Genomic DNA, 13,595 nt, shown 5'->3' with positions numbered 1-13,595 from the left:
GGGCGTGACCGCGATGCAGTCGTTCGTCGACCGGCTCGACCACCCCGTGTACGTGGTGACCGTCGCCGCCGACGAGGAGCGAGCCGGCTGCCTGGTGACCTTCGCCTCGCCGTGCTCGATCAAGCCCGCCCGTTTCATGGTCTGGCTCTCGACGCTGAACCGGACGTACCGGGTGGCACGGTCCGCCGAACAGCTCGCCGTCCATCTGCTCGGGCGCGACCAGCACGCGCTCGCGGAACTGTTCGGCGGCGAGACCGGCGACCGCGTGGACAAGTTCGCCCGCACGGCCTGGACACCGGGCCCCGGCGGCCTGCCCGTACTGGACGGCACACTCGCCTGGTTCGCCGGCCGGGTCGAAGCGCACGTCGACACGGGCGATCACATCGGCTTCCTGCTCAGCTCTGTCGCGGGCGAGACACAGGAGCCGACGAAGCGGCGGCCGCTGTGCCTGAGCGATGTCGTCGACATCACCGCCGGGCACCCTGTCAGCTGAGCTCGGGCAGTTCGCACACGGCGACCCCGTCCTCCAGGAGGCTGCCCAGCACCAGGGCGCCCTCATGTGCGTACACACTGGTCACCATCCGATAGCCCGCCCTGAACCGCCTGAAGTCGTGGCGGACGGCGCCGTCGGGGCCGATGCCCATGACGCGCGCGACCGGCAGCGGGCGGATGCGCAGGGGGCATACGGCCCGCCAGACCGCCCGGCGCACCCGGACCGGCGCGCGTCGCAGCCAGTCCAGGGGTGCCTGCCGCGGACCCGCGAGGGCGACCCAGATCGTCCTGTCCGCGGCACGGGAGAGGTTGTCCGGGAAGCCCGGGAGGTTCTCGATCAGGGTGTCGCGGCGGCCGGCCCGCGGGCCGGACAGCCACAGCCGGGTCAGACGGTACGCGCCGGTCTCGGCCACCACGACACAGGACTCGTCCTCGGACAGCACCACTCCGTTGGCGAAGTCGAGGCCGTCCAGCAGGACTTCCGCCGCGTCGGCGTCGGGCCGGAGCCGGAACAGCCGGCCGGTCGCCGTGTGCTCCATCAGATCGCCGAGCCAGTCCTGAAGCCCGTATCGCGTGCTGGAAGCGGTGAAGTACACGGTGCCGTCCGCCGCCGCGGCCGCGTTGCTGCAGAACCGCAGCGGCACCCCCGCCACGGAGTCCACGAGAACCTCGACCTTGCCCTCGCCGGAACCGCCGGCCGCGCCGATGCTCGGTGTGACACGCAACAGCCCGCGCTCCGCGTCACACACCAACAGCCGCCCGTCCCGCAGGACTTCGAGCCCCAGCGGCCGCCCCCCGGTACGGGCGATCTGCTCGACCCGGGCCGGTCCTCGGGTGTGGACGCGCAGGATGCGACCGTCCTCGACGCCCGTGACCACGCGGCCCTCGTGGTCGGCGACCACGTCCTCGGGGCCCGTTCCGCCGAGCAGGATCCGACGCGGCGGCGGCAGCGGACGAGGAGCGGTTCGGCGCGGTGTCATGAAGCGCGTTGGGCCCGGACGCAGCGCCTCAGTTCCTCGGCGTAGGGCAGCGCGACACCGGCGCTGATCACCGCGCCAAGCCCCAGCAGGTACGGGGCGGACAGCGGCCTGTCCTTGGGCAGCAGCCTCCAGTCGTCGCGGCCTGGTCCACCCCGCAGCGTCGCGCGCACCTGGTCCGCATGCAGGCAGCCGATGAAGGAGAGCCCCGCCAGCGGCAGCACCTCCAGGAAACTGTGGATGTGCTGCTCGACGGGGCGGACTTCACGCTTGTGGGTGGCGAGGCTCACGTCGTACAGGGCGGTGGCGCTGTGCGCCGCCGCGGCGCCGCCCATGGTGGACAACACAAGGGGGTTGATCCGGGCCAAGAGCCCCATGGCGACCGGGATCCCGGCCTCCGTCATCATCAGCGCGTGCACGACGGACTCCTTCGTCCCGGACGTGTGCTCGATCCGGGTGCGCCGGTGCATCCACCAGTCCGCGACCGCGGGCACGACCCACAAGGGCAGCATCCCGTACAGCAGAAACCTCCGGTTCGCGTCCTCCACGTCGGTCGACGACAGAGGAACCGACAACCGAGCGCGCCCCCGCCGCCAGTGCCTCCAGGACCGGGTCAGGGACTTGCCGGGCAGAGCCATGGAAACCTCCGTCGCAACACGGGCATGTGACGTGCCCGGCTCCGGTACCCGACACCGGCCCGGGCACACTCCACGACGAATCCGCAAGTGAGGCCCTCAACTCCAGCGGAGCGCTCAGCGGTTCCGCAACGCCTTGATCAGCTCATCCTTCGACATCGAGGAACGGCCCTTGATGCCGACCTTCTTCGCTTCCTCGTAGACGTCCGACTTCGACTGGTCCTCGTACTTGCCGTGCTTGCCGCCCTTGCGGGAGGAGGACGTCGGGCTGTTGGCGATCCGCGCCGCCTTCTCCTTGCCCGCGCCCTCACGGCGCAGCGACTGATACGTCTTCTCGTCCTTGATCTGCGGCCTGGGCATGGAGATCCCTTCTCTCGTTCAGGGCACGTTTCGGGTACCCCGGACCGGCCACCCGGAACGCATGGTGCGAATCGGATACACGATGATGACCGAGCAGGCCGGCCCACGTGAGCTCGTACGGCACGTGGTCGCCGCGGAGCAGGCCGGATTCGACTTCTCCGTCACCTCGGACCACTACTTCCCGTGGCTCGAGGAACAGGGCCACGCCCCGTACGCGTGGAGCGTGCTCGGCGCCGCGGCACAGGCCACCTCCACGATTCCCCTCATGACGTACGTGACCTGCCCGACGACCCGCTATCACCCGGCGGTCGTCGCGCAGAAGGCCGCCACGACGCAGCTGCTCGCCGAGGGCCGCTTCCGTCTCGGGCTGGGCTCCGGCGAGAACCTCAACGAGCATGTGGTGGGCGCCGGTTGGCCCGCCGCACACGTGCGTCTCGACATGCTGGAAGAGGCCGTGGAGATCATCCGCGCGCTGTTCGCCGGCAAGAACGTGAACCACCACGGCGCTCACTACGATGTGGAGAACGCCAGGCTCTACGACCTCCCCGACGAACCGCCCCCGATCGGCATCGCCGTCTCGGGGGAGCACTCCTGCGCACTCGCCGGCCGGCTGGCCGACCTGTTGATCGCCACCGAGCCGAAGTCCGAACTGCTGGACTCCTTCGACCGCCACGGCGGCACCGGCAAACCCAGGGTGGGCCAACTCCCCGTCTGCTACGACCCCGACAAGGACGCCGCCGTCACCCGGGCCCACGAGCAGTTCCGCTGGTCGCTCGGCGGCTGGCCGGTCAACGCCGAACTTCCCGGCCCCGCGAACTTCGACGCCGCCACCGCAAACGTGCGTCCGGACGACGTCGCGGAGACCATTCCGTGCGGCGACGACGTCGACACCTTCGTCGAAGCCGTACGCCCCTTCGTCACGGCCGGCTTCACGGAGATCGCCCTCGTCCAGGTCGGCGGCGACCACCAGCAGCCGTTCCTGGACTGGGCGGAGAAGGAGCTGCTGCCGGCACTGAAGGACCTGTCACCTTCTCGGCCGTGAAGCGACTGAGCTTGTGCGCTCAGCCGTCCACACCTCGTCGCGCTCCCGACTGCCCCCCACGGCAGGGCGGTCACGGGTCGCATCCACCGCATGACGGCCGGACCGCCATGCGGTGCGGGACCGGTGACAGGGCCCCACGCCAGGAAGTCCTGGCGACGTCGATCCGGTCGACACCACGTACAACCGTCTCCCCGGCCAGGCCGGTTCGTGCCTTCAAGGGCTCACGGAACGACCGAAGCATCGTACCGGAGACGCGCGGCGCTTCGCGCATCTTGTCCCGGGCCTTACGGCCGATACCGCAGCGGATGGTCCGCCGGTACTTCCACCACCGCGATCTCGGTTCCGTCCGGATCGGTCAGCCACATCTCGATGAGGCCCCACGGTTCTTTGACCGGGGGCCGCACGATCTCGACGCCCCGAGCCGTCAGCTCTTCGTACGCGGCGGTCGCGTCCGCCACCTGGAGCCATAGCTTGACCGCGGGGGAGGGGGGTTCGTCGGAGCGGCCCGCGACCTCCAGGTAACCGCCGCCGAGGAAGTAGACGGTGCCGCGCTCCGGTCCGGTGCCGAATTCGCGGTAGACGGCGAGGCCCAGTTGCTCGCCGTAGAAGGCGCGGGAGCGCTCGGGATCGGTCGGCCGGAGCAGGGTCCGGCTGCTCAGTACATGCACCATGGAGCCGCACCTTAGTGGGAGGGTTACGCTCTTCGGTGCCCGAGCCGCGCCGAGATCGGAGAACCCCCTCCATGGACACAGCCGCCGCTACCGGCCTGACCTTCCGAGACGCCACCGAAGGCGACGTCGACGCCCTTGTCGCGCTGATCGAGTCGGCCTACCGCGGGGACTCCAGCCGGACCGGCTGGACCACCGAGGCGGACATCCTTCAGGGGCAGCGGACGGATCCGGAGGGCGTGCTCGAGGTCATCAAGTCGCCCGACAGCCGACTGCGCGTCGTCGAGCGCGGCGGCACCCTGATCGCCTGCTGTCAGCTCGAACACCGCGGTGATCACGCCTACTTCGGCATGTTCGCGGTCAGCCCCGTGCAGCAGGGCGAAGGCCTCGGCAAGGTGATCCTCGCCGAGGCCGAGCGGTACGCCCGCGAGTCGTGGGGCGCCGCGGAGATGCACATGACCGTGATCACCGCACGAGAAGACCTCATCGCCTGGTACGAGCGGCGCGGCTACCGCCGTACGGGACAGATGACGCCCTTCCCGTACGGCGACGAGCGGTTCGGCATCCCGCAGCGCGCCGACCTGCAGTTCGAGCTGCTGGTGAAGCCGCTCGTATAGCCGTTACGCCGTGAAGCGTCCGGTGCGCTTGATCTCCGGGTAGTCGGTGGTCGCGCCGTCCAGCTCCAGGGCGCGTACCAGCCGCAGATGGTCCTGCGTGTTCACCACCCAGCCGATGATCCGCAGATCCGCCTTGCGCGCGCACTCGACGATCTCCAGAGTGAGCCGCCGGATGTTCAGCACGACACTGGTGGCGCCGGCCGCGGTGGCGCGCTCGACGACATCGGTGCCGTACCGGCTGGCGACCAGCCCGGTGCGTACGCCCGGGACGAGCCGGGCGATCTCGGCGACCGCCTCGTCGTGGAACGACAGCACCTCGACCCGGCCGGACAGATCCCGCCGGTGCATGACCTCGGCGAGGGCCTGAGCCGCCGCGACGTCCTTGATCTCGGCCTGGAGCGGAGCCGTGACGGCGTCCAGGACCTCTTCGAAGACCGGGATGCGCTCACCGCGGCCCGCGTCCAGTGCGCGCAGCTCGGCGAGGGCCTGCTCGGCGATCGGCCCCGAACCGTCGGTCGTCCGGTCCACGTCGGCGTCGTGCATGACGACCAGCGCGCCGTCCTTGCTCAGATGCAGATCGAGTTCGATCACGTCGAGGCCCGCCTGCTCGGCGGCGACGAAGGAACGGAGGGTGTTCTCGGGTTCGACACCCATGATTCCGCGGTGACCGATGGTGAGGAAGTTCAAGACTGACTCCGCTTCCGTCGACGGCGGCTCGGCAGCCGCGCGCTGCGGTCCCGTGCCCACGCGGCCAGCCGCAGCCTAATCGCCCCGCTCGGCGATGGACCCGGTCCGAACGCGAGGAATCACGCATTCCAGCGGCCTGTCGCGGCACCCGGGCTCACTCTCACGTGGGCGAGTCCCGAGGCGGGTTGACCGCCCACACGCCGACCGCCCGCATCGCTACCCCGGAAGCGGTGGAAGTAATCGCCGAAACGGTATCCGACAGGAAAAAAGGCGGTGAAGAGGGGGGTTTCACAGGATGATTTCCCGGAACCCCACTTGTGAGAGGGAACCCCGCATGCATACGGTGTGTGTACGCGAGGTTCTCCCGTGGAGGATGGGGTCATGACGGAAATTCTTGTGCAGGTGGGTACGGAGGAGCAGGTTCCTCCCGGTGGCAGGGTGGTGGAGCACCCGGCCTGGCCCGTGCTCAAGGATGCCGTGGAGCGGATCCGGCCATGGCAGTCCAAGGACGGCTCGATCGACTTCGAGGCGGAGGGCGCCCCCGATCGCGGCGACGCCGATCGCGCCGTACGCCGTGTCGTGGACGCCGTCGAGGCGCTCGCGCCCCTGCTGCCGCACGACGCCGCCTACCACAAGGCGCTGGTCGCTGACCTGCGGCGCTGGGCAGACGACGGCTTCAAGGTGCCCGACTTCCTCGACTCGCTGCTGGCCTTCCAGCCCGCCGCCAACCGCCGGGACGGCCTCCAGCACCTGGTCGTCTTCCCGATGTACACGCAGAACGGCAACCCGAACCGCAACCTCGAAGCCCTCGTGCTGCGCATGGTCTGGCCGGACTGGCTCGCCGAGCTGGAGCGCACCCGCTACGACAACCCGCTGTTCTGCGGCATCACCTTCGAGGACTTCACCTCGGGCTACGACACCAACTCGGCCGTCCTCTTCCCGGAGACCATCGCCGTGCGCGAGGCCCCCGAGCGGTTCAGCTGGGGCGGCATCTTCTGTGACCGTGAGGCCGCCCGGTTCCGCCGGGTCACCGAGGCCGCCGTCGGCATCCTCGGGCTCGAACTGCCCGACGACGTCCGCGAGATGGTCGCCGACCAAGACCGCTGCCAGCAGGCCTTCGTTCTGTGGGACATGGTCCATGACCGCACCCACAGCCACGGCGACCTGCCCTTCGACCCGTTCATGATCAAGCAGCGCCAGCCCTTCTGGATGTACGGCCTGGAGGAGCTGCGCTGCGACCTCACCGCCTTCAGGGAGGCCGTGAAGCTGGAGGCCGACGGCGTCCCGCAGGGCCGTGACGTCCAGTACGCGGTGCTGTTCGACCGGATGTTCCGCTTCCCGGTCACCGGAGAGCGCGTCCGCAACTACGACGGCCTCGGCGGCCAGCTGCTCTTCGCGTACCTGCACAAGCACGATGTCGTCCGCTGGACCGACAACAAGCTGTTCATCGACTGGCAGCGCGCTCCGCAGGTCACCAACGAGCTGTGCGCCGAGATCGAGAAGCTGTACCGCGAGGGCATCGACCGCCCGAAGCTGGTCCACTGGTTCGCCGGCTACGAACTCGTCTCCACCTACCTCGCCCCGCACCCGGGCTCCAAGTGGGCCAAGGGCCCCGACGCCCTTGATCTGAGCCAGCCGCCGCGAAAACTCGTCGATGACGTGCTTCCGGACGAGTTTCCGCTGAGCATGTTCTATGAGGCACTCTCCAAGAAGCTCAAGAACGTGATCGCCTCCACCAAGGGGATCGTCGCGGAGGGCGCCGAGCGGGTCGCCGCGTGAGCGATCTCGTCCAGAACACTGCTCAGGAGGCGAGGACCATGGGGAACGGGGCGCTCAACGGCGCGGTGATCGCGGTGGCCGGTGCGGGTGGTCCCGCCGGACGGGCCGCGTTGCTGCGGCTCGCCGAGGCGGGAGCGGTCGTCATCGGCTCGGACAACGATCCGGAGCGGCTCGCGGAGGCCGTGGACGCGGCGAGCTACGCACACGGCGGCGCGACCGTCGTCGGGGACACGGTCGACCTGCTCGACCGGCAGTCGGCTCAGGACTGGGCCACCCGCATCGAGAAGGACTTCGGCCGCGTCGACGGCCTGGTCCACCTCGTCGGCGGCTGGCGCGGCAGCGAGACCTTCGCCAGGACGAGCCTCGACGACTGGGACTTCCTCGAGATGCTGCTCATCCGTACCGTGGCGCACACCTCCCTCGCCTTCCACGAGGCCTTGCAGCGCAGCGATCGCGGCCGCTACGTCCTGATCAGCGCCGCGGGGGCGAGCAAGCCCACCGCGGGCAACGCCGCCTACGCCGCCGCGAAGGCCGCCGCCGAGGCCTGGACGCTGGCCATGGCGGACTACTTCCGCAAGGCCGGGGGCGAGTCCGGGCCCACGTCGGCGGCTGCGATCCTGGTCGTGAAGGCGTTGGTGCACGACGCGATGCGCGCCGAGCGCCCCAACGCGAAGTTCGCGGGTTTCACGGACGTCAGGGACCTGGCCGAGGCCATCGTCGATGTCTGGGAGCGGCCCGCCGCCGAAGTGAACGGACAGCGTCTGTGGCTGACAAAGAAGCCGTGAACCCTCCGAAGACCGACGCGCGGCGTCATCACGACCCGGAGGTCCGTGGCTTCGCCAGCGACAACTACGCGGGGGCCCATCCCGAGGTGCTCGCCGCGCTGGCCCTGGCCAACGGCGGTCACCAGATCGCGTACGGCGAGGACGCGTACACCGAAAACCTCCAGCAGGTGATGCGCAGTCACTTCGGTGCGACGGCCGAGGCGTTCCCCGTCTTCAACGGGACGGGCGCCAACGTCGTGGCACTCCAGGCGCTCACGGACCGCTGGGGTGCGGTGATCTGCGCGGAGAGCGCGCACATCAACGTCGACGAGGGCGGCGCCCCCGAGCGCATGGGCGGCCTCAAGCTGCTGACGGTGCCCACCCCCGACGGCAAGCTCACACCCGAGCTGATCGACCGGCAGGCGTACGGCTGGGAGGACGAGCACCGCGCGATGCCGCAGGTCGTCTCGATCACCCAGAACACCGAACTCGGCACCGTCTACACGCCCGACGAGATCCGGGCGATCTGTGAGCACGCCCACGCCCGCGGCATGAAGGTGCACCTCGACGGGGCCCGGATCGCCAACGCCGCCGCCTCGCTGAACGTGCCGATGCGCGCGTTCACCGACGCGGTCGGCGTGGACGTGCTGTCCTTCGGCGGCACCAAGAACGGCGCGCTGTTCGGCGAGGCGGTCGTGGTCCTGAACCAGGACGCCGTCAGCCATATGAAGCACCTGCGCAAGCTGTCGATGCAGCTCGCCTCCAAGATGCGCTTCGTCTCCGTGCAGTTGGAGGCCCTGCTCGCCAAGGACCTGTGGCTGCGCAACGCCCGCCACTCCAACGAGATGGCCCAGCGCCTCGCCGAGGGCGTGCGCGCGGTGCACGGCGTCGAGATCCTCCACCCGGTACAGGCCAACGCCGTCTTCGCCCGACTGCCCCACGACGTGAGCGAACGCCTCCAGCAGCGCTACCGCTTCTACTTCTGGGACGAGGCCGCGGGCGACGTCCGCTGGATGTGCTCCTTCGACACGACGGAGGACGACGTGGACGGCTTCCTGGCGGCCCTGAAGGAGGAGATGGCGCGCTGACCCGTCACCGACGGCTGACCTCGCCCGTCCGCGCCTCCTCGGCGTCCTCCGCCTCCCAGCGCAGCAGGTCTCCCGGCTGACACTCGAGCACCTCGCAGAGCGCGGCAAGGGTGGTGAAGCGCACCGCCTTGGCGCGGCCGTTCTTGAGCACGGCCAGGTTGGCGGGCGTGATCCCGACGCGGTCCGCGAGTTCGCCCACGGACATCTTCCGCCTGGCCAGCATCACATCGATGTCGACGGCGATCGGCATCAGATCACCTCCGCCAGCTCGGCCTGCATCCGCGTCGCCTCGACATCGCGCGCGACGGCCTGGGCGAGCAGCATCCGCAGCACGAGCACGATGAACGCGACCCCCAGGGTCGCCACGACGCCCCCGCCGATCAGGAGGACGATGCCCGGCGCGACGGCTTCGCCCGGCGCCAGGAGGACCCCGAGCGTGAACACCAGGAGGGCGGCAGCCACGATCGCGCCGGTCACGATGTCCACGTACCGGAAGGCCGCGTAGGAGAACACGGTTCCGTGCCGCACCATCGTCACCAGCCGCCATACGCAGACCATGACGACCTGGACCGTCACGATGCCCAGGACGATGATCACGAGGAACGCGGTGGGCGGATACGCCAGGTCCGAGTCCACACCCTCCAGGTCACGGCCCAGCAGCGGCACCATCACCGTCTGCACGAACACCGAGCCGGCGAGCAACACCACGAGCACGGCGCGCAGCGCAAGCACTGTCAGCTTTCCCATCGCTTCTCCCTCGATCGAACCGCGATGGAAACCTATCGATATTCGATAGCTGCGGCAAGTGGTGGTCGGGCGGCTCGGTGCATAAATATGCGCTCTCCAGAAAAGTCATTGACTCTCTGCTGGTCGCGTTCCTAAGCTCTGCGGGCATGGAGCTGATCCAGGAAACCCCTGACCTTTCCGCGTACTTGGCCGCCAGCGAGGTCATCGACCATCATCATCCGCTCGTACGGGAGACGGCGGCGCGACTCGCCTCGACAGTCGATGACTCGTATGCCTATGCACGAGCGGCGTACGAGTTCGTCCGCGACGGCATCCCGCACTCGGCCGACAGCGGTGATCCGCGCGTCACCTGGCGTGCCTCGGACGTCCTGGAGCAAGGGACCGGTATCTGCCACGCCAAGGCCCACGCGTTGGCCGCGCTGCTGCGGGCCGAGGACATCCCTACGGCGCTGTGCTACCAATCGCTGATGCATGACGACGGCAGTGCGCTCTGCGTGCACGGTCTCATCGCCGTGCGGTTCGACGGGGCATGGCATCGGCAGGACTGCCGCGGAAACAAGCCGGGGGTCGACTCGCAGTTCTCGCTCGAGGGGGAGCACCTGGCCTGGGTGCCCGACCCGGAGTCCCATGAGACGGACTACTCGGTTCTATATGCCGAACCTCACCCGGCTGTTCTGCGCGCCCTCAAGGCCGCCCCCGACCGGGAGTACCTCTGGAAGACGCTCCCCACTGCACTCTGAGTGCGGTTCAGCGCGCCTCGGCGGCCTTGACCTCTTCCGGAGTGGGGGCCGTGCCGCCGAGGTGGGCCGGCATCCACCAGGTGTCGTTCGGGTCCTTGGGGCGTACGGGGTAGGCGCGCTGGGCTGCTTCCAGGAGCTCCTGGACGCGCTCACGCACCTGCCGGGTGATCGCGCCCGCGTACTTGTCGCGGGAGGCCTCGATCGCCTCGCCCACCCGGATGGTGATCGGGATGTGGCTCCGCTTGAAGTTCTTCGGGTGGCCCTTCGTCCACAGCCGCTGCGTACCCCACAGGGCCATCGGGATCAGCGGGACGCCGGCCTCCTGGGCCATGCGCGCGGCACCCGACTTGAAGCTCTTCAGCGTGAACGACTGGGAGATGGTGGCTTCCGGGAAGACCCCGACGATCTCGCCGGAGCGCAGCGAGTCCAGTGCGTGCGCGTACGCCGCCTCACCGTTCTTGCGGTCCACGGGGATGTGCTTCATGTTGCGCATCAGCGGGCCGGAGACCTTGTGCCGGAACACCGACTCCTTCGCCATGAAGCGGACCAGGCGCTTCTGCGGCAGGGCGGCGAGACCGTCGAAGATGAAGTCGAGGTAGCTGATGTGATTGCTCACCAGCACCGCACCGCCCGAGCGCGGGATGTTCTCCGATCCCTTGCAGTCGATCTTCAGGTCCCAGGCCTTGAACAGCGTGCGGGCGAGACCGATGGCGGGACGGTAGGCAAGCTCAGCCATGGACGGAGTGGACCCTTCTCTCTGCCTGGGAAGGGGGCTCCCGGCGGGAAAGTTACGCAGCCGTAGGTTTACGGCATTGGGCAGATCGTGCCCGAAGAACGGACGAGTAGCCAGTCTTCGTTCCTTCGAACGGCGAGATTCTCGTCACTTCGGGGGACGGTCCAGCTCCAATGGGCCGGGAATCTTCGGGCTTTCATAAGTGCTGAAGGGGCAAGGTGCTCGCGGTGGCGGGCGACTACGGAGTGCGGCATCGGCAGCGGAAGCAGGAGGGTGAACGTGCGCGGGCGCGACGGCGAACAGCGGCTCGGCGCGGCCGAGTTGGGGGATGACCTCGGTGAACGGGCCACGCTGGTCCAGTTCTCCAGCGCTTTCTGCGCGCCCTGCCGGGCCACCCGCAGGGTGCTCGCCGAAGTGGCCGGAATGGTCCCGGGCGTGACCCACGTCGAGATCGACGCCGAGGACCAGCTGGATCTCGTACGCGAACTCGGCATCCTCAAAACCCCGACCGTGCTGGTGCTCGACACGGAGGGACGCATCGTCCGGCGCGCCACCGGACAGCCCCGTAAGGCGGACGTGATCGCGGCGCTGGGAGAGGCCGTTGCGACGTCCTGACGACAGGGGCACAGGCCCCGCCGCACCGCAGGTGACACATCTCCCAGATGCTGGAACGCACTTGACTGCACGCACCACCCATCGTCAGCGTGACCCTGTGCCCCCGGAAGTCCTTCTCCCTCAACTCGCTTCTCCCGACCTGCTGCGCTCGGTCTTCCGGCGGCACGCGGCCGGAGTCGCCGTCATCACCGCACAGAGCGGCGGCAGCCCGGTCGGCTTCACCGCCACCTCGCTCACTTCCGTGTCCGCCGAGCCTCCGATGGTCTCCTTCGGTATCGGTACGAGCGCCTCCAGCTGGCCGGTGATCTCCGAGACGGAGCACGTCGGCGTCCACATCCTCGGCGAGCACCAGCGGGAGCTGGCCGCCACCTTCGCCCGCAGCGGCGCCGACCGTTTCGGTGCGCCCACCGGCTGGCGTGAGGGTCCTGAGGGAGTGCCCGTACTCGACGACGTCCTGGCCTGGCTCGTCTGCCGGATCGTCGCGCGCGTACCCGCGGGGGACCACCGCGTCGTTCTCGCCGAGGTCGTCCTCGGTGATCCCACCGGCGCCGGGCGCCCGCTGCTCTACCACCAGGGGCGCTTCAACGGTCTGCGTGAGTGAAGGGCCGGCTTGTGCGCAGGCGTCGGGTTCCGATTACGCTGCGTTGCGAAGGTCACAGTTCAAAGCGCTTGCTTAGCGGGCAAGAACTGGGTGTACTGGCGAGTAATATTTGGTTCGGAGCGCAGGCCGCCCCAACCGGGACGGGCCGCTTGAGGCGCCTATGCTGCCTGAAAGAAGGCAGCTCGGAAATGACGATTGCAGTAGGAGAGCCGGCGTGAGCTTGAGGATCGTTGTCACTGTGAAGTACGTGCCCGACGCCACTGGCGACCGGCACTTCGCCGATGACCTGACCGTCGATCGCGACGACGTGGACGGTCTGCTCTCGGAGCTCGACGAGTACGCGGTCGAGCAGGCACTGCAGATCGCCGAGGACGCCGACGACGCGGAGATCACCGTCCTGACCATCGGCCCCGAGGACGCCAAGGACGCGCTGCGCAAGGCGCTGTCCATGGGCGCCGACAAGGCCATCCACGTCGAGGACGACGACCTGCACGGCACCGACGCCATCGGTACGTCCCTGGTGCTGGCCAAGGCTATCGAGAAGGCCGGCTACGACCTGGTGATCTCCGGCATGGCGTCCACCGACGGCACCATGGGCGTCGTACCGGCGCTGGTCGCCGAGCGCCTGGGCGTCCCGCAGGTGACCCTGCTCTCCGAGGTGTCCGTCGAGGACGGCACGGTCAAGGGCCGCCGCGACGGCGACTCCGCCTCCGAGCAGCTGGAAGCCTCGCTGCCGGCGGTCGTGTCCGTCACCGACCAGTCGGGCGAGGCCCGTTACCCGTCCTTCAAGGGCATCATGGCGGCCAAGAAGAAGCCGGTGACCGCCTGGGACCTGTCCGACCTCGACATCGAGGCCGAGGAAGTCGGTCTGGAGGGCGCCTACACGGTCGTCGACTCCGCCGCGGAGCGCCCGGCGCGCACGGCCGGCACGATCGTCAAGGACGAGGGCGAGGGCGGCAAGCAGCTCGCTGAGTTCCTCGCGGGCCAGAAGTTCATCTAAGGCCCAAGTCGCTTACCGCCCCGCACACTTCGCAAGCAGGAGAGAAGAAG

General features: G+C 69.0%; 17 protein-coding genes and 1 pseudogene. 10 read left to right on the top strand and 8 right to left on the bottom strand.

Annotated features, from left to right (window positions below; all coding sequences use genetic code 11):
• The first annotated feature begins 13 nt into the window (after window positions 1-13).
• Entirely contained in the window at window positions 14-493 is a 480-nt protein-coding gene (locus G6048_RS04785) for a flavin reductase family protein (protein WP_165338199.1), read from the top strand.
• Here G6048_RS04785 and G6048_RS04780 read toward each other — a convergent pair.
• The 3 genes from G6048_RS04780 to G6048_RS04770 all read right to left on the bottom strand — a co-directional run bounded on the left by G6048_RS04780 (window position 486) and on the right by G6048_RS04770 (window position 2,464).
• Window positions 486-1,472: an SMP-30/gluconolactonase/LRE family protein gene (locus G6048_RS04780; RefSeq protein WP_165338163.1), complete on the bottom strand. Its 987-nt coding sequence runs from the start codon at window positions 1,470-1,472 to the stop codon at window positions 486-488. The genes G6048_RS04785 and G6048_RS04780 overlap by 8 nt on opposite strands.
• The gene (locus G6048_RS04775; protein WP_235989472.1) at window positions 1,469-2,107 is read right to left on the bottom strand and encodes a diguanylate cyclase; all 639 of its coding nucleotides are present in this window, start codon (window positions 2,105-2,107) and stop codon (window positions 1,469-1,471) included. Before G6048_RS04775 ends, G6048_RS04780 begins: the two co-directional genes overlap by 4 nt.
• Window positions 2,108-2,221: 114 nt before the next feature.
• The gene (locus G6048_RS04770) at window positions 2,222-2,464 is read right to left on the bottom strand and encodes a DUF7218 family protein (protein ID WP_165338162.1); all 243 of its coding nucleotides are present in this window, start codon (window positions 2,462-2,464) and stop codon (window positions 2,222-2,224) included.
• Window positions 2,465-2,525: 61 nt separating this feature from the next.
• Between G6048_RS04770 and G6048_RS04765 the strand changes: the two genes are divergently transcribed.
• On the top strand, window positions 2,526-3,506 hold the full coding sequence (locus tag G6048_RS04765) for an LLM class F420-dependent oxidoreductase (RefSeq protein WP_165338161.1): 981 nt from the start codon (window positions 2,526-2,528) through the stop codon (window positions 3,504-3,506).
• A gap of 284 nt (window positions 3,507-3,790) precedes the next feature.
• Here the strand turns inward: G6048_RS04765 and G6048_RS04760 are convergent, their stop codons facing one another.
• Entirely contained in the window at window positions 3,791-4,177 is a 387-nt protein-coding gene (locus tag G6048_RS04760; RefSeq protein ID WP_165338160.1) for a VOC family protein, read from the bottom strand.
• Window positions 4,178-4,248: 71 nt separating this feature from the next.
• Between G6048_RS04760 and G6048_RS04755 the strand changes: the two genes are divergently transcribed.
• The gene (locus G6048_RS04755) at window positions 4,249-4,791 is read left to right on the top strand and encodes a GNAT family N-acetyltransferase (RefSeq protein ID WP_165338159.1); all 543 of its coding nucleotides are present in this window, start codon (window positions 4,249-4,251) and stop codon (window positions 4,789-4,791) included.
• 3 nt (window positions 4,792-4,794) lie between these two features.
• On the opposite strand, the gene G6048_RS04750 is transcribed toward G6048_RS04755, so the two are convergent.
• The gene (locus G6048_RS04750; RefSeq protein ID WP_165338158.1) at window positions 4,795-5,478 is read right to left on the bottom strand and encodes a glycerophosphodiester phosphodiesterase; all 684 of its coding nucleotides are present in this window, start codon (window positions 5,476-5,478) and stop codon (window positions 4,795-4,797) included.
• Between the two features lie 381 nt (window positions 5,479-5,859).
• On the opposite strand from G6048_RS04750, the gene G6048_RS04745 reads away from it, so the two are divergent.
• The 3 genes from G6048_RS04745 to G6048_RS04735 are packed head-to-tail and all read left to right on the top strand — an operon-like array spanning window position 5,860 to window position 9,109.
• A complete protein-coding gene (locus tag G6048_RS04745) occupies window positions 5,860-7,257 on the top strand; it encodes a DUF6421 family protein (RefSeq protein ID WP_165338157.1) in 1,398 nt (465 codons plus the stop codon).
• Window positions 7,258-7,295: 38 nt separating this feature from the next.
• Window positions 7,296-8,042 carry an SDR family NAD(P)-dependent oxidoreductase gene (locus G6048_RS04740; protein ID WP_165338156.1) on the top strand — a complete coding sequence of 249 codons (747 nt, stop codon included), beginning with the start codon at window positions 7,296-7,298 and terminating at the stop codon, window positions 8,040-8,042.
• Window positions 8,039-9,109, top strand: a complete 1,071-nt coding sequence (locus G6048_RS04735) for a threonine aldolase family protein (protein WP_165338155.1) — start codon at window positions 8,039-8,041, stop codon at window positions 9,107-9,109. Before G6048_RS04740 ends, G6048_RS04735 begins: the two co-directional genes overlap by 4 nt.
• Window positions 9,110-9,113: 4 nt before the next feature.
• Here the strand turns inward: G6048_RS04735 and G6048_RS04730 are convergent, their stop codons facing one another.
• A complete protein-coding gene (locus tag G6048_RS04730) occupies window positions 9,114-9,359 on the bottom strand; it encodes a helix-turn-helix domain-containing protein (protein WP_165338154.1) in 246 nt (81 codons plus the stop codon).
• Complete coding sequence (locus tag G6048_RS04725) at window positions 9,359-9,856, bottom strand: DUF2975 domain-containing protein (protein ID WP_165338153.1); 498 nt, start codon at window positions 9,854-9,856, stop codon at window positions 9,359-9,361. Before G6048_RS04725 ends, G6048_RS04730 begins: the two co-directional genes overlap by 1 nt.
• 146 nt (window positions 9,857-10,002) lie before the next feature.
• On the opposite strand from G6048_RS04725, the gene G6048_RS04720 reads away from it, so the two are divergent.
• Window positions 10,003-10,596: a transglutaminase domain-containing protein gene (locus tag G6048_RS04720; protein WP_165338152.1), complete on the top strand. Its 594-nt coding sequence runs from the start codon at window positions 10,003-10,005 to the stop codon at window positions 10,594-10,596.
• A 7-nt stretch (window positions 10,597-10,603) separates the two neighbouring features.
• On the opposite strand, the gene G6048_RS04715 is transcribed toward G6048_RS04720, so the two are convergent.
• Window positions 10,604-11,332, bottom strand: coding sequence for a lysophospholipid acyltransferase family protein (locus G6048_RS04715; protein WP_165338151.1), 729 nt, complete (start codon window positions 11,330-11,332; stop codon window positions 10,604-10,606).
• Between the two features lie 215 nt (window positions 11,333-11,547).
• Here G6048_RS04715 and G6048_RS04710 point away from each other — a divergent pair.
• From G6048_RS04710 to G6048_RS04700, 3 genes and pseudogenes are all read left to right on the top strand, one after another.
• A pseudogene (locus G6048_RS04710) lies at window positions 11,548-11,944 on the top strand (TlpA family protein disulfide reductase).
• A gap of 97 nt (window positions 11,945-12,041) precedes the next feature.
• Window positions 12,042-12,545: a flavin reductase family protein gene (locus G6048_RS04705; RefSeq protein ID WP_165338149.1), complete on the top strand. Its 504-nt coding sequence runs from the start codon at window positions 12,042-12,044 to the stop codon at window positions 12,543-12,545.
• 214 nt (window positions 12,546-12,759) lie between these two features.
• The gene (locus tag G6048_RS04700) at window positions 12,760-13,545 is read left to right on the top strand and encodes an electron transfer flavoprotein subunit beta/FixA family protein (RefSeq protein ID WP_165338148.1); all 786 of its coding nucleotides are present in this window, start codon (window positions 12,760-12,762) and stop codon (window positions 13,543-13,545) included.
• The last annotated feature ends 50 nt before the right edge of the window (window positions 13,546-13,595 follow it).

Source organism: Streptomyces ureilyticus, from assembly GCF_011045025.1.
Taxonomy (GTDB): domain Bacteria; phylum Actinomycetota; class Actinomycetes; order Streptomycetales; family Streptomycetaceae; genus Streptomyces; species Streptomyces ureilyticus.
This window is presented reverse-complemented; position numbering and strand designations above follow the sequence as displayed.

Coding starts and splice junctions, on each gene's coding strand:
- G6048_RS04785 (WP_165338199.1), top strand. CDS start 14: ATGCAGTCGTTCGTCGACCGGCTCGACCACCCCGTGTACGTGGTGACC.
- G6048_RS04780 (WP_165338163.1), bottom strand. CDS start 1,472: ATGACACCGCGCCGAACCGCTCCTCGTCCGCTGCCGCCGCCGCGTCGG.
- G6048_RS04775 (WP_235989472.1), bottom strand. CDS start 2,107: ATGGCTCTGCCCGGCAAGTCCCTGACCCGGTCCTGGAGGCACTGGCGG.
- G6048_RS04770 (WP_165338162.1), bottom strand. CDS start 2,464: ATGCCCAGGCCGCAGATCAAGGACGAGAAGACGTATCAGTCGCTGCGC.
- G6048_RS04765 (WP_165338161.1), top strand. CDS start 2,526: ATGGTGCGAATCGGATACACGATGATGACCGAGCAGGCCGGCCCACGT.
- G6048_RS04760 (WP_165338160.1), bottom strand. CDS start 4,177: ATGGTGCATGTACTGAGCAGCCGGACCCTGCTCCGGCCGACCGATCCC.
- G6048_RS04755 (WP_165338159.1), top strand. CDS start 4,249: ATGGACACAGCCGCCGCTACCGGCCTGACCTTCCGAGACGCCACCGAA.
- G6048_RS04745 (WP_165338157.1), top strand. CDS start 5,860: ATGACGGAAATTCTTGTGCAGGTGGGTACGGAGGAGCAGGTTCCTCCC.
- G6048_RS04740 (WP_165338156.1), top strand. CDS start 7,296: ATGGGGAACGGGGCGCTCAACGGCGCGGTGATCGCGGTGGCCGGTGCG.
- G6048_RS04730 (WP_165338154.1), bottom strand. CDS start 9,359: ATGCCGATCGCCGTCGACATCGATGTGATGCTGGCCAGGCGGAAGATG.
- G6048_RS04725 (WP_165338153.1), bottom strand. CDS start 9,856: ATGGGAAAGCTGACAGTGCTTGCGCTGCGCGCCGTGCTCGTGGTGTTG.
- G6048_RS04720 (WP_165338152.1), top strand. CDS start 10,003: ATGGAGCTGATCCAGGAAACCCCTGACCTTTCCGCGTACTTGGCCGCC.
- G6048_RS04715 (WP_165338151.1), bottom strand. CDS start 11,332: ATGGCTGAGCTTGCCTACCGTCCCGCCATCGGTCTCGCCCGCACGCTG.